Raw genomic sequence first — 19562 nt, forward strand, 5'->3', positions numbered from 1 at the left:
TTTTTACCTACGATGTAATATGTTAAGATATATAAGGTTGTTTAGAAGAATAATATGATTTTATTAAGCTTGCATTATATTGAGTCAATCAAGTATTCTTATAAAATAAGCTTACAATGAGGTGTTCAAGTGAAGAAAAGTAGTAGAATAGTTGCATTTATATTACTTGTAGTTCTTTTGTTTGCAGGCATGGGACTTACGTATAAGAATGTAATTAAAGACGTCAACCTTGGTTTGGATTTACAAGGTGGTTTTGAAGTCTTATATCAAGTGGATCCTTTGCAAAAAGGTGATAAAATAGACGAAAAAGCGGTGAAAGCTACGGCTAAAACGCTTGAAAATCGTGTGAACGTACTAGGAGTTTCAGAACCCAAAATCCAGGTCGAAGATAAAAATAGAATTCGTGTGCAACTTGCAGGGGTTAAAAACCAATCCCAAGCACGTGAAATATTATCTTCTCAAGCTAATTTAACCATTAGAGATGCGGATGACAAAGTTAAGTTAACTGGTAAAGACATTCAACAAGGTTCTGCAAAACAAGAATTCAAGCAAAACACAAATCAACCTGCAGTTACTTTTAAATTAAAAGATAGTGATAAATTTAAAAAAGTAACAGAAGAAATTTCTAAAAAAGATGAAAACGTGATGGTCGTTTGGTTAGATCATGAAAAAGGTGATACTTACCAAAAAGAAAAAAATAAAAAAGATCCCAAATATGTTTCGGCTGCCTCAGTTGATAAACCTATCAATTCCGACAGTGTAGAAATATCTGGTGGATTTAACGGCGAAAAAGGCGTTCAAAAAGCAAAACAAATTGCTGACTTACTAAATTCTGGCTCATTACCAGTAGATTTGAATGAAATATATTCAAATTCAGTAGGTGCACAATTTGGACAAGATGCATTAGATAAAACAGTATTAGCGGCAGTTATAGGTATAGCAGTTATTTATCTGTTTATGCTAGGCTTTTATCGTTTGCCTGGTTTAGTAGCAGTCATCGCGTTAACTACTTATATTTATTTAACGTTATTAGCATTTAACTTTATATCTGGGGTCTTAACGTTGCCTGGTTTAGCGGCTTTAGTACTCGGTGTAGGTATGGCGGTCGATGCTAACATCATTATGTATGAGCGGATAAAAGATGAGCTGAAAATAGGACGGACGCTTAAACAAGCGTACAAAAAAGCCAATAAGAGTTCCTTCTTAACGATTGTCGATGCGCAGTTAACTACTGTAATTGCAGCGGCAGTACTGTTCTTCTTCGGTGAAAGTTCAGTTAAAGGTTTCGCAACAATGTTACTCTTAGGTATTTTAATGATATTTGTAACGGCAGTATTTTTATCTAGATGGTTATTGTCATTACTTGTTCATTCTAACTTCTTTAAAAAATCAAATTGGCTATTTGGTGTAAATAAAAAGGATGCCTTTGATATTAATCAAGGTAAAGAAATACATGATTTGAAAACGCCATATGAGCGTATTGATTTTATGAAATTAGCGAAGCCATTGTTATCACTGAGTGTTGTGATTTTAATACTCGGTGCAATCGTACTCTTTATCTTCAGATTAAATCTTGGTATTGATTTTACAAGTGGTACACGTGTTGACTTCGAATCAAATCAAAAAGTTTCTGATGACAAAGTGACTCAAGTGTTGGAAGATAAGCATTTTGAACCAGATCAAGTGTCAATCGGTGAAAAAGGTAAAAATGTTTCGGTACAATTTAAAAATGCTTTATCTAAAGATGAAGTGTCTAAAATTAAGGATACTGTAGATAGTAGCTTTGGACATGATCCAACGGTTAATACAGTTTCACCTGTTATAGGCCAAGAATTGGCTAAAAATGCAATGCTCGCCTTAATATATGCAGCGATAGGTATCATTATCTATATTACATTTAGATTCGAATGGCGTATGGGATTGTCTTCTATTCTTGCTTTACTGCATGACGCATTTATGATTGTGGCAGTCTTCAGTTTGTTTAGACTTGAAGTTGACATTACATTTATTGCTGCGGTATTAACGATTATAGGTTACTCTATTAATGATACGATAGTAACCTTTGATAGGGTCCGGGAAAACTTACACAAAGTGAAAGTGATTACGGACAAAGCACAAATTGATGATATTGTGAACAGATCAATTCGTCAAACGATGACACGCTCCATTAATACAGTGCTCACTGTAGTTATAGTTGTTATCTCGTTATTGATTTTTGGTGCACCAAGTATTTTTAATTTCTCATTAGCATTATTAATAGGATTAATCACAGGTGTATTTTCATCTGTATTTATCGCAGTACCACTATGGGGAATTATGAAAAAACGTCAACTTAACAAATCAGAAGATAATAAATTAGTAGTATATAAAGAGAAAAAATCAAATGATGAAAAAATTGTAGTTTAATTATTTTATTTATTTGAAAGTATAAAGGTTATAATTCATGTTAATCGTGGATTATAGCCTTTTATTTTTTGATTTAGTTATTGAGTGGCCAAGAAAGTAGAATTGTTTAGATGAATCGAATCAAGCATAGCTCATATTTGGAGTATTGTATGAATTCTTATACATACTTAAATGTAAGTACTTTTTATTTTGGATTATCTTTTGTATAATTGCTTGTGGAAATGAGGGAGAATAGTATGATTAAATCAAAGTATGCTTGGGACGTTAATTCACCCGAAACTGAGATTACAGAGGATGTTTCGTCAGATTTAAAACTAACTCCTATTGTAAAGAAAATCTTAGAAAGTAAAGGATTAACTGATAAATCACCAATTGCTGATTTACTTAATGGTAAACAAATTGCACATGACCCATGGTTAATGAGTGATATGTCTAAAGCAGTTGAACGTATTAATTTAGCAATAGATGAAAATCAAAAGATTTTAGTTTATGGCGATTACGATGCTGATGGTGTTACATCGACTACAATTCTTGTCGATACTTTAAAAGAATTAGGTGCACATGTTGGATGGTATATACCTAATCGTTTTTCAGAAGGCTATGGTCCAAATGAAATGGCGTTTAAGAATGCTTATGATGAAGGTATTTCCTTAATTATAACTGTAGATAACGGTATTCAAGGACATGATGAAATTCAAATGGTTCAAGACTTAGGTGTAGATGTTATCGTGACAGATCATCATGAAATCGGTAAAACAATGCCTAATGCCTTTGCCATTGTACATCCAATGCATCCAGAATATGAATATCCGTTTCAATATTTATGTGGTGCAGGGGTAGCATATAAATTATCACAAACATTATTAGCACAACCACCCGCATATTTTCTTGGTTTAGTGGCTATTGGGACGATTGCTGACTTAGTATCTTTAACTGATGAAAACCGTTCGTTAGTACAAAAAGGTCTAGAAGTACTTAACGAACATTGCCCAGTTTCAATTAAAGCAATACTCAAACAAGCAGGTTATAATGATGAGATTACTGAAGAAACAATTGGTTTTATCATTGGACCTCGACTCAATGCGGTTGGAAGATTAGAAGACGCTGCCTTAGCTGCAGAACTGTTAATGACTGAAACAGATGAAGAAGCAGAGTTTTTAGCAGAGCAGGTAGAATTCTTTAATCAAGAACGTAAAGATATCGTTGCACAAATTACCGATGAAGCATTACAGGTTGCTGAAACACAAGTTCAAGATGGATCTAAATTCTTACTTTTAGCTCAACAAGACTGGCATGAAGGGGTATTAGGAATTGTAGCTTCAAAGGTTGTTGAAACCTATGGCTTACCTACGTTAATTTTAAATATTGATGAAGCACAAAATCACGCAAAAGGATCAGCGCGTAGTATAGAACAGGTATCCATGTTTGATATTCTAACCGCGCACGCAGACTTAATTAGTAAATTTGGTGGCCATCATATGGCAGCAGGTGTGACGATGCCAATTGAAAATATTGAATCATTAAGACAAGGACTTAATCAATGGATGAATCAACTTGCTGAAACAACATCTTTAGAACCTCGAAAGAAAGTGGATGTGAAAATTTCTGAGTCTGATATTACTATTAAAAATATTCAAGACATACAAAGGTTACGTCCATTCGGTACAGATTTTACAAGTCCATGTTTTGAACTAGAAGACGTATTAGTGCATCAAGCTAAAGGTATTGGTCAAGAACAGAAACATCTTAAACTCGTTATGGGTGAAAGTCAATTACAAGCGATATTTTGGCAAAATGGACACCTTGTTAAAGAGTTGGGTGTAGAACAGCCAATCAATGTTATAGGCACATTACAAATTAATGAATGGAATGGATTCCAGTCACCTCAATTTATGATTCAAGACTTAGCGAGTAACAATTTACAGATTTTAGATTACCGTAGTAAAAGTAAAGTTAATGAATTTGCCCAAGACGCGACAGACGTTGCTTATTTAATCAATAAAAAGAGTGACAAATTAGCTGGTAATTACTATTATTATGGTGATGAAATTCAATCAAACTATAATAAATACGTATTTCGTGATTTGCCTTCTTCCATAGAAGAAATTAAAACAACATTAAAAATGGTAGATGTCTCGCAGATTTACCTTGTTTTAAATCATGAACACTCTGTTTATTTTGAAGGCATGCCTAAAATGGAAACATTTAAGCAATGTTTTAAAGCATTGGCAACGAAAAAAGAAACGAATTTAGCACAAGATGGCATGCAACTATGCCAATATTTAAACATTCAACCCAATATGCTTAAATTTATACTAAAAGTTTTTCTAGATTTAGGCTTTATAAAAGATGAAAATGGTATAATCAAAATGAATAACATTTCTGACAAAAGAGATATCGAATCGAGCAAGTTTTACCAAGGACGACTCGAAAGAATACAAGTTGAAAAAATGTTACTTTATGAAGATTTTAATAACTTAAAACAGTGGATTAAATCAGAACTGATAGATAAATAGGAGGAAGTTTGTATGGATTTAAAACAATATGTGTCTGAAGTACAGGATTGGCCAAAACCAGGAGTGAACTTTAAAGATATAACAACAATAATGGATAATGGTGAGGCTTATGGTTATGCTACAGATCAAATTGTAAAATATGCGAAACAAAGAGATGTCGATGTGATTGTTGGACCGGAAGCTCGTGGCTTTATTATTGGGTGTCCGGTTGCTTATTCAATGGGTATCGGTTTTGCACCTGTAAGAAAAGAGGGCAAGCTTCCACGTGAAGTGATTCGCTACGAATATGATTTAGAATATGGCACAAACGTATTAACAATGCACAAAGATGCAATTCAACCAGGTCAACGCGTGCTTATCACAGATGACTTATTAGCTACAGGTGGAACAATCGAAGCGGCTATTAAGCTTGTAGAAGAATTGGGTGGTATCGTTGTAGGTATTGCGTTTATTATTGAACTTAAGTATTTGAATGGTATTGAGAAAATTCAAGATTATGATGTTATGCGTTTAATTTCATATGATGAGTAGTGTCTAAAAATAAAAAGTCAGATGAAACCATTTAAAAATGAGCTTTCATTTGGCTTTTCTTTTTTTAGGTTAATGTGTTTTGCTTTGTTGTGTAAACTGTGTGTACCGCTATGAAACAAAGGATAATAAAAGGTAAAATTTAACAACATTTTCTAATAGGTCCAATGAACTCGTTTATTTATTTAATGACATGTAGTATTATATAACTATTATACAAAATTTGACCTAAAATAAAGAAAGTACGTTATAATCGGAATTAAAAATAACTAGGTTAAGCGAATAAAATATTAAATTGGTGATTTAATAACAATTAATATTTAGTGTGGGGGTGTCTTAAGTGAACAATGAATATCCGTATAGTGCTGATGAAGTATTATCCAAAGCCAAATCATATTTATCAAAAGAAGACTATGAATATGTTTTAAAAAGTTACCATATTGCTTATGAGGCACATGAAGGTCAATTTCGCAAAAATGGTTTGCCTTATATCATGCATCCAATACAAGTTGCGGCTATTCTAACTGAAATGCATTTAGACGGGCCAACGATAGTTGCAGGATTTTTACATGATGTAATTGAAGATACACCGTATACATTTGATGATGTTAAGGGCATGTTTAACGAAGAAATTGCTGTCATCGTAGAAGGTGTTACAAAATTAAAAAAAGTAAAATATCGTTCAAAAGAAGAGCAACAGGCAGAAAATCATAGAAAATTATTTATTGCTATTGCTAAAGACGTACGTGTTATTTTAGTGAAATTAGCAGACCGTTTACATAATATGAGAACATTAAAAGCAATGGCTAGAGAAAAGCAAATTAGAATTTCTAAGGAAACTTTAGAAATCTACGCGCCATTAGCACATAGACTTGGTATCAATACAATAAAGTGGGAACTAGAAGATACATCTTTAAGATATATTGATAGCGTACAGTATTTTAGAATAGTCAATCTGATGAAAAAGAAACGTAGCGAACGAGAAGAGTACATTCAGAACGCTATTAATCGCATCGATGAAGACATGGCTAGTATGAATATCCAAGGGGATATTAATGGTAGACCAAAGCATATATATAGTATCTATAGAAAAATGGTTAAACAAAAGAAACAATTCGATCAGATATTTGATTTATTAGCCATAAGAGTTATAGTTAATTCTATTAATGATTGTTACGCTGTATTAGGCTTAGTACATACACTTTGGAAACCAATGCCTGGTAGATTTAAAGATTATATCGCAATGCCAAAACAAAATATGTACCAATCTTTACATACAACAGTGGTAGGTCCAAATGGCGATCCACTAGAAATTCAAATACGTACATTTGAGATGCATGAAATAGCTGAACATGGTGTGGCAGCGCATTGGGCATATAAAGAAGGTAAAAAAGTAACTGAAAAAAATAAAAATTTCAATAATAAATTGAATTGGCTCAAAGAGTTAGCAGAAACAGATAACACTACATCAGATGCTGAAGAATTTATGGAAACTTTAAAATTCGACTTACAAAGTGATAAAGTTTATGCATTTACTCCAGAAAGTGATGTGATTGAATTACCATATGGTGGTGTTCCTATTGACTTCGCTTATGCTATTCACAGTGAAGTCGGGAATAAAATGATTGGTGCTAAAGTGAACGGTAAGATTGAACCAATAGATTATGTACTCCAAACAGGAGATATTGTAGAGATAAGAACAAGTAAACATTCTTATGGGCCGAGTCGAGATTGGCTGAAAATAGTAAAATCTTCTAGCGCTAAAAGTAAAATAAGAAGTTTCTTTAAAAAGCAAGATCGTTCGTCTAATATTGAAAAAGGTAAATTCATGGTAGAAGCTGAAATTAAAGATCATGGTTTCAGAGTAGACGATGTTTTAACAGATGAAAATATTGAAATTGTTAATGAAAAATATAATTTTGCAAATGAAGAAGATTTATTTGCAGCAGTAGGTTTTGGTGGTGTGACTGCATTACAAATTGTAAATAAATTAACAGAAAAGCAACGTATTCAAGATAAACAAAAAGCTTTAAATGAAGCTCAAGAAATCACCAAATCCGTTCCGATTAAGGATGATATTACAACAGATAGCGGGGTTTATGTAGAAGGTATAGAAAATGTATTGATTAAACTGTCAAAATGTTGTAATCCAATCCCTGGTGATGATATTGTAGGTTATATCACCAAAGGTCATGGTATCAAAGTACATAGAACGGATTGCCCTAACATTCAAAATGAAAAAGAACGACTTATACATGTTGAGTGGGTGCGTTCTAAAGACTCTACGCAACGTTATCAAGTAGATTTGGAAGTTTCTGCTTATGATAGAAATGGACTTTTAAACGAAGTTTTACAAGCAGTCAATTCAACGCAGAGTAACTTGGTTAAAGTGTCTGGCCGATCAGATATTGATAAAAATGCGGTGATAAATATTAGCGTTATGGTAAAAAATGTAAATGAAGTTTACCAAGTTGTAGAAAAAATCAAACAACTCGGCGATGTTTATACTGTTACAAGAGTATGGAATTAGAGGTGCAGCATAGATGAAAATTGTGGTTCAAAAAGTTAAAGAAGCTTCAGTTTCTAATGAGAATATTGAAAATAAAATTAATAAAGGCTATTGTCTATTCGTTGGTATAGGACGTGAGACTACGGAAGCTGATATTGAAACATTAGCTAAAAAATAGTGAATGCGAGATTGTTTGAAGATGAAGATGGTAAATTAAATCTTAATATTCAACAAGTTGAAGGTGAGATTTTGTCAATTTCACAGTTCACTTTGTATGCAGATGTGAGAAAAGGGAATAGACCGGGGTTCACCCGTTCTATGCCTCCAGAGCAAGCGAATGCGTTTTATGAACAATTTAATAGCGCACTGCGTTCTTATGGATTAAATGTGTTAACAGGTCAATTTGGTACAGATATGTTAGTTAATATCGCTAATGATGGGCCTGTAACTATTATTTATGAAAGTCAGGATGGCAAAATCGTATGAATAGGATCAATACTTGGTTAGAAAAACACAATCTTAGGAATTTCCCCACACTCGTTGTCGTTGTAGCATTTGTCATTTTCGTTTTTATGATCATTTCTTTCTTAAATCATAATGATGAAGATAGTAGTACAATTTATGTTACAGAAGATACGGAATTAAGAACTGGACCGAGTTCAATTTATCCAGAAGTTAATTCAATCTACAAAGGACAAAACTTCCACAAAATAAGCAAAACAGGTAAATGGATTCAAGTTGAATCTAGTAATGGCAAAGAAAAAGGTTGGGTTGCAGGTTGGCATACGAATTTAAATATAGAGGCGGATGCTAACCCCAACGCTAAGCCTTTAAAGGATAAAACAATTGTACTTGACCCTGGTCACGGCGGAAGTGATCAAGGTGCTTCAAGTAATACAAAAAAGCATAGTAGGGAAAAGGTATACACTTTAAAAACTGCGAAAGAACTTAAATCACTTCTAGAAAAAGAAGGTGCAGTTGTTAATATGACACGTGAAGCGGATGAATATGTAAGTCTCGAGCAACGTAATATTAAAGGTGATGCATATATTAGCATACATAATGACTCTCTCAAATCCACTAAAGCTAATGGTAGTACAGTTTATTGGTACAAAGACAACCAAGAAGCTTTAGCAGAAACAATCAGTGCTACACTTCAGAAGAAAGCGTTGTTGACGAGTAAAGGCGCTAGACAAGAAAACTACCAAGTATTGAGACAAACAGACGTTCCAGCAGTATTATTAGAATTAGGCTATATTAGCAATCCTACAGATGAAGATATGATTACGGATAAATTACATCGCCACATACTTGAAGAAGCAGTTGTTGATGGATTACGTTCTTATTTCTCTGAATAAAAAGGTTGCATAATATTTGTAAAGTCGTTATTATTAAATATGAATTCTATATTAAAACCGTTAGTATTCTTGAAGTTTCTAAACGAAATAGGTAACATTTATCAAAATGTGAAGAGACATAATTCTAGGCTGAAAAATTATGCAGAGTAATTTAGAAATATAACACAAGAAGAGGTGCTTTATCATATAAAGCCGTGTAACGAACGTTATTCGTATGAAGTGGGTTATGAATAATATATTTGTAACCAATTAGGGTGGCAACACGGAAAATCGTCCCTTGTATGACTTATTAGTCATGCAAGGGTTTTTTTATTGCTTAAAAGGAGAGGTTCTATGATAAATATACCTAGAGGGACTCAAGATATATTACCAGAGGAAACAAAAAAATGGCGTTATATCGAATCAAAATTAAATGAATTGATGAAATTATATAACTATCAAGAAATTCGTACGCCAATATTTGAAAGCACTGAATTATTTGCACGCGGTGTCGGAGGTTCAACTGATGTTGTGCAAAAAGAAATGTATACATTCAAAGATAAGGGAGACCGCAGTATAACATTGCGTCCTGAAGGTACAGCTGCAGTAGTACGTTCTTATATAGAAAATAAAATGCAAGGCCTTCCGAATCAACCTATCAAATTATATTATACGGGTCCTATGTTTCGTTATGAACGTAAACAAAAAGGGCGTTATCGTCAATTTACACAATTTGGTGTAGAAGCCATCGGTGCGGAAAATCCAGGGATTGATGCTGAAGTATTAGCAATGGCAATGCATATTTATCAGTCATTTGGTTTGAAGCATTTAAAACTTGTCATTAATAGCATTGGGGATATGAATTCTCGTAAAGAATATAATGATGCACTTGTGAAGCACTTCGAACCTGTTATTGGTGATTTTTGTAGTGATTGTCAAAATAGACTTCACTCAAACCCAATGCGTATTTTGGATTGTAAAGTAGATAAAGATAAAGAAGCTATTAAAACTGCACCTCAGATTACCGATTATTTAAATGAAGCTTCTAAAGCATATTTTGATGAAGTGAAACAACATTTAGATGATTTAGGTATACCATATGTTGTTGATCCTAATTTGGTGAGAGGTCTAGATTATTATACACATACTGCATTTGAACTTATGATGGATAACCCAAATTATGATGGTGCAATTACAACTTTATGTGGCGGTGGTCGTTACAATGGATTATTAGAATTATTAGATGGCCCAAACCAAACTGGTATTGGCTTTGCACTAAGTATTGAAAGACTATTACTTGCATTGAATGAAGAAGAAATTGAACTTGATATTGATAATGAATTTGATTTATTTGTAGTAACGATGGGCGATGCGGCAGATCGTTATGCAATTAAGCTATTGAACGATTTACGTAAAAATGGCATTAAAGCGGATAAAGATTATATGTCTCGTAAAGTAAAAGGACAAATGAAACAAGCGGATCGATTAAATGCGAATTATACGGTCGTCGTCGGTGATCAAGAGCTAGAAAATAAAAACATTAATATTAAAAACATGCAATCAGGTGAAACTGAAATGATTCAATTAGATGGCATTGTCGATTATTTAAAAAATAAGGAGTAGATAACATGAGTAAGCGTACAACATATTGTGGTTTAGTGACTGAATCACTTTTAGAGCAAGAAGTTACATTAAAAGGCTGGGTGCATAACCGTAGAGATTTAGGTGGACTCATCTTCGTTGACTTACGTGACCGTGAAGGTTATGTGCAAATTGTATTCAATCCAGCATTTTCAGAAGAGGCTTTAAAAGTTGCAGAAACAGTGAGATCTGAATACATTGTTGAAGTTAAAGGAATAGTTAAGAAGCGTGACCCTGAAACAGTTAATCCTAAAATTGAAACTGGACAAATTGAAGTACAAGTTTCAAATATAGAAATAATCAATAAATCTGAAACACCACCATTCGCTCTAAACGAAGAAAATCAAAACGTTGACGAAAATATTAGATTGAAATATAGATACCTTGATTTAAGAAGACAAGAATTAGCACAAACCTTTAAAATGAGACATCAAACGACACGTTCTATTAGACAATATTTGGATCAAGAAGGTTTTTATGACATAGAAACACCAGTTTTAACGAAATCCACACCAGAAGGCGCGCGTGATTACCTTGTACCTTCTCGTGTACATGAGGGTCAATTCTATGCATTGCCACAATCTCCACAGATATTCAAACAATTATTAATGATTAGTGGATTTGATAAATATTATCAAATCATAAAATGTTTCCGTGATGAAGACTTACGTGCGGATCGTCAACCAGAGTTTACGCAAGTGGATATTGAAATGAGCTTCGTTGACCAAGAAGACGTTATGGATATGGGCGAAGAAATGTTACAAAATGTTGTTAAAGATGTGAAAGATGTTGAAATTCCGCGTCCATTCCCAAGAATGACTTATAGTGAAGCAATGGAACGTTACGGTTCAGATAAACCAGATACGCGTTTTGAAATGGAACTTATTAATGTTTCAGAATTAGGCGAAGTTATGGATTTTAAAGTATTTAAAGATGCAGTTAATAACAATGGACAAGTCAAAGCAATCGTTGCGAAAGGTGCTTCTGACAAATATACGAGAAAAGACATTGATGCTTTAACTGAATTTGTTAATATTTATGGTGCTAAAGGTTTAGCGTGGGTTAAAGTTGTAGAGGATGGATTAAATGGTCCAATTGCCAAATTCTTTGAAAATGACCATGTTGAAAAATTACAATCACTTACAGGCGCTAAAGCCGGCGACTTAGTATTATTTGTAGCTGACAAACCAAGTGTAGTGGCTCAAAGTTTAGGCGCTTTACGCTTGAAATTAGCTAAAGAATTAGATTTAATTGATCAATCTAAATTGAATTTCTTATGGGTGACTGATTGGCCATTATTAGAGTATGATGAAGATGCTAAGCGTTATACAGCAGCGCATCATCCATTCACAGCACCTAAACAAGAAGATATTGATAAGTTAGATAATGAACCAGAGAATGTACAAGCAAACGCTTATGACGTTGTATTAAATGGTTATGAATTAGGTGGTGGCTCAATCAGAATCCACAATGCCGACTTACAATCAAAAATGTTCGAAGTATTAGGTTTTACTGATGAACAAGCGAAAGAACAATTTGGTTTCTTATTAGATGCATTTAAATATGGTGCGCCACCACATGGCGGTATTGCATTAGGTTTAGACCGTTTAGTTATGTTATTAACTGGCCGAACTAATTTACGTGATACAATTGCATTCCCTAAAACTGCATCAGCATCATGTTTATTAACAAATGCACCAAGTGAAGTTTCAGAAAATCAATTAGAAGAACTTTCATTGCGTATTCGTCATTAATTTGGATAAGAGGTTTTATTCTTGCTAAATCTATATATTGTGGTATGATTATTCCATAAGATAGTCATCTGTAGTGTTCGTAAGTTTGCTTTATATTTGGGCCTAACACTCTTTGATCCGGGAGCCCAATGGGTTTTCTTGCAGCGCACACGCCTCAATAGGAGGACTTGCAAAACAAGAAACAGGGCACCCACCTGTTTTAAGCAGGCCGAATGATCAAGCATCTTATAACTACGGCATTAACGGACTCTATCAGTACGCAAGACTTCGGTCTTGCGTATTTTTTTTGAAATCTTTACCAATAAATAAGATTATTTAAATAAAATAAAGACTATAATGCTTTATTAAAATATATAAGTAAGATAATGTTATACTGATTTTAATATAGAAATATTTTATGAATAAGGAGTATTTAAATGAAACATCAATTTTCTAGAAATGAATTAGCCTATGGACAAGAAGGGTTAGATTTATTAAAAAATAAAACTGTTGTTGTACTTGGCGTGGGCGGCGTGGGTTCATTTGCTGCAGAAGCATTAGCGCGTACGAACATTGGTCACATCATACTTATTGATAAAGATGACGTCGATATTACTAATGTTAATCGTCAACTACATGCACTTACCTCGACTATAGGGCAAAGTAAAGTGACATTAATGGAAGAACGTATCAAATTAATTAATCCAGACTGTAAAGTGACATCGTTACACATGTTTTATACCGAAGAGACTTATGAAGATTTGTTTAATCATTATGATATTGATTATTTTGTAGATGCCAGTGATACGATTATGTATAAAGTACATTTGATGAATGAATGTTTAAATAGGGACATTAAGGTGATTTCGAGTATGGGTGCTGCTAATAAGACAGATCCAACGCGTTTTCAAATAGCAGATATCTCCAAAACACATATGGATCCTATGGCAAAAATAATAAGACGAAAATTAAAAAAAATCGGTATTACTAAAGGTATACCCGTCGTCTTTTCAGATGAAAGTCCGATTGTGATTAGGGAAGATGTAAAAGATACTGTAGGAGATGCAAACGCACCAACTAGAAAAGGTCAAATACCACCATCCTCTAATGCTTTTGTACCAAGCGTCGTTGGACTTATTTGTGCGAGTTATGTGATTAACGATATTTTGAAAGAGATACCAGTCACACGTATCAAAGACAAAAAATAATTAGGTTAGTAATAAAGAATAAAATAAATATAGTCATAAAAATAATTCTGGGTGTAAAAGTCCGGGAGTAAGATAAAAAGTACACCGCTATGTTCTTATAGAGGTGTACTTTTTATCATTATTATTTTATGACTTAAATGGTGTATGTTTGCTTAAAGTGGAATTTTATCTTGTAATTTCTTGTTATATATTTATATTAGGCTACAGAATAATACATAAACATTAAATGGTGAAATGCACAAAAAGATGATTTCTACTAGTAATAAAGTAGAAATCATCTTTTCTTAAATCGCAGTCTTAATTTTTAAATTGAGATTGTTTGATATTTTCGTATACTGCCTTAAATTGTTGTTCACTTTTAGAAGTTGTTTTAGGTTCATAATAAATTTTATTCTTTAATTTATCAGGTAGGTATTGTTGTGCTACAAAGCCATTGTCATAACTATGTGGGTATTTATATCCAATCGCGCGGCCCAATTCTTTAGCACCAGCATAGTGGCCATCTTTTAAGTGGTCTGGTATTTGACCAACTAACCCATTACGTATATCTGATAAAGCTGAATCAATCGCTGTAATCCCAGAATTTGATTTTGGAGATAAACAAAGCTCAATTACTGCCTGACTGAGTGGGATTCTTGCTTCAGGAAAGCCTAGACGTTCAGCTGATTCTATAGCTGCAAGTGTACGTTGTCCCGCTGCCGGTGAAGCTAATCCTATATCTTCATAAGAAATCACTAGTAATCTGCGTACGATAGTAGGTAAGTCGCCTGCTTCAATGAGTCGAGCAAGATAATGTAGTGCAGCATTGACATCACTACCTCTAATTGATTTCTGAAAAGCACTCATAACATCATAATGCATATCGCCATCTTTATCACTAACCAAAGCTCCTTTTTGCAAACAATCTTTGGCATCTTGTAAGGTAATATGTCTTATGCCATCAGTTACCTCAGAACTTAACACTGCTAACTCTAAAGCGTTTAAAGCGCTTCTTACATCACCTTGACTTTGGGTTGAAAAATATAATAAGGCATCTTCGTCAACATGGGCATGGTAAGTTGCTAAGCCACGTGTTTCATCAGTTAACGCTCTATCTAATGAAACTCTGATGTCATGTTCATCTAAAGAATATAACTCGAATATTTGCGCCCTAGAACGAATTGCAGGATTGATTGCATGATAAGGATTTGATGTTGTAGCACCAATCAATACAATCTTTCCATTTTCTAAATGAGGTAATAAAAAATCTTGTTTCGCTTTATCTAAACGGTGAATTTCATCTAAAAGTAAAATAACTTGGCCAGACATTTTCGCTTCTTCTACAATTAATTGCATATCTTTTTTGGTATTTGTTACGGCATTGAGCTGTCTGAATTTAAACTGTGTACTGCCAGATATCGCTTTTGCAATACTTGTTTTCCCAATGCCAGGAGGGCCATAAAAGATCATTGAAGATAAGCGTTTGGTATCTACCATTCTTCTAATAATACCCTTTGGACCTACCAAATGTTCTTGAGAAATGACTTCATCTATGTTATTTGGTCGCATTCTTGATGCAAGTGGCTCATTTGTCACGATTTGTCACACCTTTCTGATTCTATATTAACGTAAAAAATGATAGAATGTTATTATATAGTATTCGAATTAAGTGAGGTTATATAATGAAAATTTCAACAAAAGGAAGATATGGATTAACACTAATGATATCCCTAGCTAAAAAAGAAGGTCAAGGGTGTGTGTCATTAAAATCAATTGCAGAAGAAAATAATTTAAGCGATCTATATCTAGAACAGTTAGTGGGTCCTTTAAGGAATGCAGGTTTAATTCGAAGTGTTCGTGGTGCAAAAGGTGGTTATCAATTAAGAGTACCGGCAGAAGAAATAACAGCTGGTGATATTATTCGTTTGTTGGAAGGTCCAATTACATTTGTAGAAAGTATTGAATCAGAACCACCAGCACAGAAGCAACTTTGGATTAGAATGAGAGATGCAGTTAGAGATGTACTTGATAATACTTCATTGAAATATTTAGCAGATTATAAAGATACTAATAATTTAGATGGTTATATGTTTTATATTTAAAAAGAAAATAGTGACGTAGCTTATATAAATAAAAGTGAATTAATTTCGTTTTGTATGTTTAATGCTTCGTAGACAGTGGTATTGATTATATATACATCGCTAAGGAGGTTATCAAAATGGCTGATGAAAGTAAATTTGAACAAGCAAAAGGTAACGTAAAAGAAACAGTCGGTAATGCTACTGACAATAAAGACTTAGAAAAAGAAGGTAAAGAAGATAAAAACTCTGGCAAAGCCAAAGAGTTTGTTGAAAATGCCAAAAACAAAGCGAACGAAGCTATTGATAAATTTAAAAAATAAGCAACATCTCATTTTGAAAGGGGAAAATACACATGGCTGAAAATTTCTTAAACAAAGCAAAAGATACTGCGAAAACAGTATCTGAAAAACTTAAAGGATCAGATAACGAAAAAGCGAAACAGGCTTCAGAACAAATTGATAAATTCACTGGTGGCAGTGACAACGATAAAAACGATAAAAAAGACGAAAAGTAGAATGCTTTTGTCTTAAATGCGTAAAAATTTAATCGTTTATTATATTTTTAAAGCCCACTCCGTAATACGGAGTGGGCTTTTTTTCTTCGTTTAACATAAATTACATTGTATTTACAGTTATAGACTAATCATTAAGATTTGTAATAACATTTTTTAATTTACGATAGGATTCTAATTGAGCATCTTGATCATAAACATAACTAATTGCCATAAGTTCATCGAATTCACCGTATTCAGCAATAAAAGCTTTGAGCTTTTGCTTAACCGTTGCTTCTGAGCCTATGAGTGATTGATTCATACGTTGTTTGGCAAGTTCTAATTCTCTAGGAGTTAATAAGCCTCCTAAATTATCAGTTGGAGGTTGAACAGGTTGCATTTTACCTCGAGTGATACTGACCATCACTTGCGCTTGAGTTGTTGCTAAATAATGTGCTTGTTCGTCTGTATCAGCAACGATTGCATTAAGACATACAATCATATAAGGCGCGTTAAGTACATCAGAAGGTTCAAACAACTCTTTATAGATGTGCATAGCTTCTTTCATTTGTTGTGGGGCAAAATGTCCTGCAAAGACATAAGGTAGACCTTTTCGTGCTGCCAAATGCGCAGAATCAGTAGAAGAGCCTAGGATATATAAAGGGACATTTTTATCTACGGCAGGATAGGCGCGTACATAAGCTTGTTTGTTTGCTGGACCAAAATATGTTGCCAGTTGTTCAACTTCTTCTGGAAAATCATAAACACCATTATGCTGATCTCTTCGTAATGCGCTGGCTGTCATCATATCTGTACCTGGTGCGCGACCTAACCCAAGGTCTAAACGATTCGGGAATAATGTTGCCATTGTACCAAATTGCTCTGCGACGACTAATGGAGCATGGTTTGGTAGCATGATACCGCCAGATCCAACACGAATTTTAGAAGTGTGTTCTAAAGTGTGTTGTATGAGTAGTGATGTTGCCGAGCTTACTAAATTTGGAGCATTGTGATGTTCAGCAATCCAATAGCGATTGTAATCTAATGATTCTAGATTTTGCGCTAAAGTTACCATATCATCAATAGCATCTTTATCATCATGTCCCTCTCTAATGGGAACAAGATTAAGTGCGGAAAGTTTTAAGTGGTTCATAAATATATTATCCTCCTTGAGCTTGTTAATATATTGAAGTATAACAGGCGGAGTAAAACTTGCGAATAAAATTGCTCACTGTTATACTAAATGAAATTAAAACGTTAGGTGGCTTAAATTAAGACAATGGATAACTCTCAAAAGATTAACTCAAATGAATTACATCTAAATAAAAAAATTACTGGGATATGTCTATGTCGTAAATAAGCTTCCTTTAAAATCGAGCAACTTTACATTATTATTTTAGGCTATTTTATGATGTATCATATCCGTGAAAGTGGGAAATTGATATGTCTTTTTATTTTGTGCAAAAACCATTTGAAAAATATGGTAAAACGTTAATAGAGCACGTGAATATCAGTGTTGAGCCAGGAGAACACATAGCAATTGTAGGAGATAATGGCGTGGGTAAAACGTCATTGTTAAACGAAATTTTTAAAAAATATGAGGATAATGCTTATCTAATGAAGCAAGATATGACGATTTATCATGACGTTATAGCGATGGATTATATCATGTCTTTATATCCTGAATGTTTAAATATAAAAAAAGCAATGCAGTATAATTATGAGCGTATTGCAGATTATATTGCTGTAAATGGATATGAAATAGAGCAGCATATCCTTACAAAAGCTAAGCAATTTAATTTGACAGAACATGATTTAGATCAACCAATAGGTTTGCTAAGTGGAGGACAACAGACAAAAGTTGCTTTATTACGAGCTGTTATATCTGATAAGGAATTAATTTTGCTAGATGAACCAACGAATCACCTTGATCAAGCAATGTTAGCTGACTTAGTTCAATATATGAATACATCAAAGCATACTTTGTTGTATGTCACACATCATCGTGGATTTATGAATGAAACTGCTAGCCACATTATTGAAATTACTAACCAACATACTAGAAAATTCATAGGCAATTATAAGCAATATAAAGAAATTATAGACTTAGAATTTCAAACTCAAGTTAAAGCTTATGAAAAACATCAAAAAGAAATAAAGGAACTTGAGCAGACAATCAGCCGAGTAAAAGAATGGCATCACACAGCTAAACAATCAACGAGTGTGAGAGATCCAATTGAACAGAAAAGATTAAGCAAATTAGCTCAAAAATCTAAAATAAAAGAAACGCAATTGACCCAAAAACGTAATGATACAAATTCTGAAGAACCGGAAATGGATAATAGACATTTTCATTTTAGTAACCAAGATGTTTTGCGTAAGCGTAGCTTACTACGCTTAGAACACTTTAGTGTGACCATGAATGAAAATTCTATTTATGAAAATGCTTACTTTGAAATTAAAAATGGCGAAAATATATTACTCACTGGACCCAATGGAAGTGGGAAGTCATTATTGATTGATATCATTAGACAACGATTGATACCGGATATTGGAAAAGTGCATATAACACCATCGCTTAAAATAGGCTACTTTGATCAGCAAAATAATCATTTAGATTATGATGAAACGCCACTTAATATGGTATTAGACTTAGAGGGGATGAATCGCAGTCATGCACAAACGATTTTAGCTTCATTTGGATTTAACCAAGATAAAATAATGCATGCTATAGCAGATTTATCAATGGGAGAAAAGAGTAGGCTTCAATTTGTATTATTATTTTTCTCAAATCCTCATTTACTCATATTAGATGAACCAACGAACTATTTTGATATCGCTACACAAAACTTAATTATGAAAATGGTCCAAAGCTTTAATGGTCAAGTATTTATTGTGACGCATGATGTATACATGCAATCACAATTTGAAGCTACACACTGGGAAGTTAGAAATAAGCAGCTACACAATTTAACATTAAAGCAAGATAGAAATTTAAATGTCAATGATACCTTGAAATTATTAGATGATTATAAAGCTATTGATGAAAATGGTCATTTTGAAACAGACAACTAGAAAAATTAATTAGATGGTGCTATCATTGGAACATTGATAAAAATTGTAAGGAGTGTCAA

General features: G+C 33.4%; 14 protein-coding genes, 1 other RNA gene and 1 pseudogene. 14 read left to right on the top strand and 2 right to left on the bottom strand.

Going from position 1 to position 19562, the window contains the following annotated elements:
• Window positions 1-129 precede the first annotated feature (129 nt).
• The 10 genes and pseudogenes from secDF to QMO72_RS06445 all read left to right on the top strand — a co-directional run bounded on the left by secDF (window position 130) and on the right by QMO72_RS06445 (window position 13878).
• Window positions 130-2406, top strand: a complete 2277-nt coding sequence (secDF, locus tag QMO72_RS06400; RefSeq protein WP_103267619.1) for a protein translocase subunit SecDF — start codon at window positions 130-132, stop codon at window positions 2404-2406.
• A gap of 236 nt (window positions 2407-2642) precedes the next feature.
• Entirely contained in the window at window positions 2643-4922 is a 2280-nt protein-coding gene (gene recJ, locus QMO72_RS06405; protein WP_103267620.1) for a single-stranded-DNA-specific exonuclease RecJ, read from the top strand.
• Window positions 4923-4934: 12 nt separating this feature from the next.
• Window positions 4935-5453, top strand: coding sequence for an adenine phosphoribosyltransferase (locus QMO72_RS06410; RefSeq protein WP_103267621.1), 519 nt, complete (start codon window positions 4935-4937; stop codon window positions 5451-5453).
• A gap of 337 nt (window positions 5454-5790) precedes the next feature.
• Complete coding sequence (locus tag QMO72_RS06415) at window positions 5791-7980, top strand: RelA/SpoT family protein (protein WP_103267622.1); 2190 nt, start codon at window positions 5791-5793, stop codon at window positions 7978-7980.
• A gap of 13 nt (window positions 7981-7993) precedes the next feature.
• Window positions 7994-8445 (top strand): annotated as a pseudogene (gene dtd, locus QMO72_RS06420) (D-aminoacyl-tRNA deacylase).
• Entirely contained in the window at window positions 8442-9317 is an 876-nt protein-coding gene (locus QMO72_RS06425; RefSeq protein ID WP_103267623.1) for an N-acetylmuramoyl-L-alanine amidase family protein, read from the top strand. Before dtd ends, QMO72_RS06425 begins: the two are co-directional and overlap by 4 nt.
• A gap of 333 nt (window positions 9318-9650) precedes the next feature.
• Window positions 9651-10919, top strand: a complete 1269-nt coding sequence (gene hisS / locus QMO72_RS06430; RefSeq protein ID WP_103267624.1) for a histidine--tRNA ligase — start codon at window positions 9651-9653, stop codon at window positions 10917-10919.
• 5 nt (window positions 10920-10924) lie between these two features.
• A complete protein-coding gene (aspS, locus tag QMO72_RS06435; protein WP_103267625.1) occupies window positions 10925-12691 on the top strand; it encodes an aspartate--tRNA ligase in 1767 nt (588 codons plus the stop codon).
• Between the two features lie 62 nt (window positions 12692-12753).
• Window positions 12754-12944, top strand: a non-coding RNA gene (gene ssrS, locus QMO72_RS06440) — 6S RNA.
• Window positions 12945-13107: 163 nt separating this feature from the next.
• Window positions 13108-13878: a tRNA threonylcarbamoyladenosine dehydratase gene (locus QMO72_RS06445; RefSeq protein ID WP_046836619.1), complete on the top strand. Its 771-nt coding sequence runs from the start codon at window positions 13108-13110 to the stop codon at window positions 13876-13878.
• Between the two features lie 297 nt (window positions 13879-14175).
• On the opposite strand, the gene QMO72_RS06450 is transcribed toward QMO72_RS06445, so the two are convergent.
• A complete protein-coding gene (locus QMO72_RS06450) occupies window positions 14176-15453 on the bottom strand; it encodes a replication-associated recombination protein A (protein ID WP_199196651.1) in 1278 nt (425 codons plus the stop codon).
• An 86-nt stretch (window positions 15454-15539) separates the two neighbouring features.
• Between QMO72_RS06450 and cymR the strand changes: the two genes are divergently transcribed.
• The 3 genes from cymR (at window position 15540) to QMO72_RS06465 (ending at window position 16452) form a co-directional block, all read left to right on the top strand.
• On the top strand, window positions 15540-15959 hold the full coding sequence (cymR, locus tag QMO72_RS06455; RefSeq protein ID WP_069823897.1) for a cysteine metabolism transcriptional regulator CymR: 420 nt from the start codon (window positions 15540-15542) through the stop codon (window positions 15957-15959).
• Between the two features lie 116 nt (window positions 15960-16075).
• Window positions 16076-16258, top strand: a complete 183-nt coding sequence (locus QMO72_RS06460; RefSeq protein ID WP_046836616.1) for a CsbD family protein — start codon at window positions 16076-16078, stop codon at window positions 16256-16258.
• A gap of 32 nt (window positions 16259-16290) precedes the next feature.
• Window positions 16291-16452, top strand: a complete 162-nt coding sequence (locus QMO72_RS06465; protein ID WP_167693325.1) for a hypothetical protein — start codon at window positions 16291-16293, stop codon at window positions 16450-16452.
• Between the two features lie 124 nt (window positions 16453-16576).
• On the opposite strand, the gene QMO72_RS06470 is transcribed toward QMO72_RS06465, so the two are convergent.
• Entirely contained in the window at window positions 16577-17581 is a 1005-nt protein-coding gene (locus QMO72_RS06470; RefSeq protein WP_103267838.1) for an LLM class flavin-dependent oxidoreductase, read from the bottom strand.
• Window positions 17582-17871: 290 nt separating this feature from the next.
• Between QMO72_RS06470 and sal the strand changes: the two genes are divergently transcribed.
• Window positions 17872-19503: a Sal family ABC-F type ribosomal protection protein gene (gene sal, locus QMO72_RS06475; protein ID WP_103267837.1), complete on the top strand. Its 1632-nt coding sequence runs from the start codon at window positions 17872-17874 to the stop codon at window positions 19501-19503.
• Window positions 19504-19562 lie beyond the last annotated feature (59 nt).

The organism is Staphylococcus casei, assembly GCF_030294405.1.
Classification (GTDB): domain Bacteria; phylum Bacillota; class Bacilli; order Staphylococcales; family Staphylococcaceae; genus Staphylococcus; species Staphylococcus succinus.

Bases quoted from the DNA above. Each gene is read 5' to 3' on its own strand.
- recJ (WP_103267620.1), top strand. From the start codon at position 2,643: ATGATTAAATCAAAGTATGCTTGGGACGTTAATTCACCCGAAACTGAG.
- QMO72_RS06410 (WP_103267621.1), top strand. From the start codon at position 4,935: ATGGATTTAAAACAATATGTGTCTGAAGTACAGGATTGGCCAAAACCA.
- QMO72_RS06425 (WP_103267623.1), top strand. From the start codon at position 8,442: ATGAATAGGATCAATACTTGGTTAGAAAAACACAATCTTAGGAATTTC.
- hisS (WP_103267624.1), top strand. From the start codon at position 9,651: ATGATAAATATACCTAGAGGGACTCAAGATATATTACCAGAGGAAACA.
- aspS (WP_103267625.1), top strand. From the start codon at position 10,925: ATGAGTAAGCGTACAACATATTGTGGTTTAGTGACTGAATCACTTTTA.
- QMO72_RS06445 (WP_046836619.1), top strand. From the start codon at position 13,108: ATGAAACATCAATTTTCTAGAAATGAATTAGCCTATGGACAAGAAGGG.
- cymR (WP_069823897.1), top strand. From the start codon at position 15,540: ATGAAAATTTCAACAAAAGGAAGATATGGATTAACACTAATGATATCC.
- QMO72_RS06460 (WP_046836616.1), top strand. From the start codon at position 16,076: ATGGCTGATGAAAGTAAATTTGAACAAGCAAAAGGTAACGTAAAAGAA.
- QMO72_RS06465 (WP_167693325.1), top strand. From the start codon at position 16,291: ATGGCTGAAAATTTCTTAAACAAAGCAAAAGATACTGCGAAAACAGTA.
- QMO72_RS06470 (WP_103267838.1), bottom strand. From the start codon at position 17,581: ATGAACCACTTAAAACTTTCCGCACTTAATCTTGTTCCCATTAGAGAG.
- sal (WP_103267837.1), top strand. From the start codon at position 17,872: ATGTCTTTTTATTTTGTGCAAAAACCATTTGAAAAATATGGTAAAACG.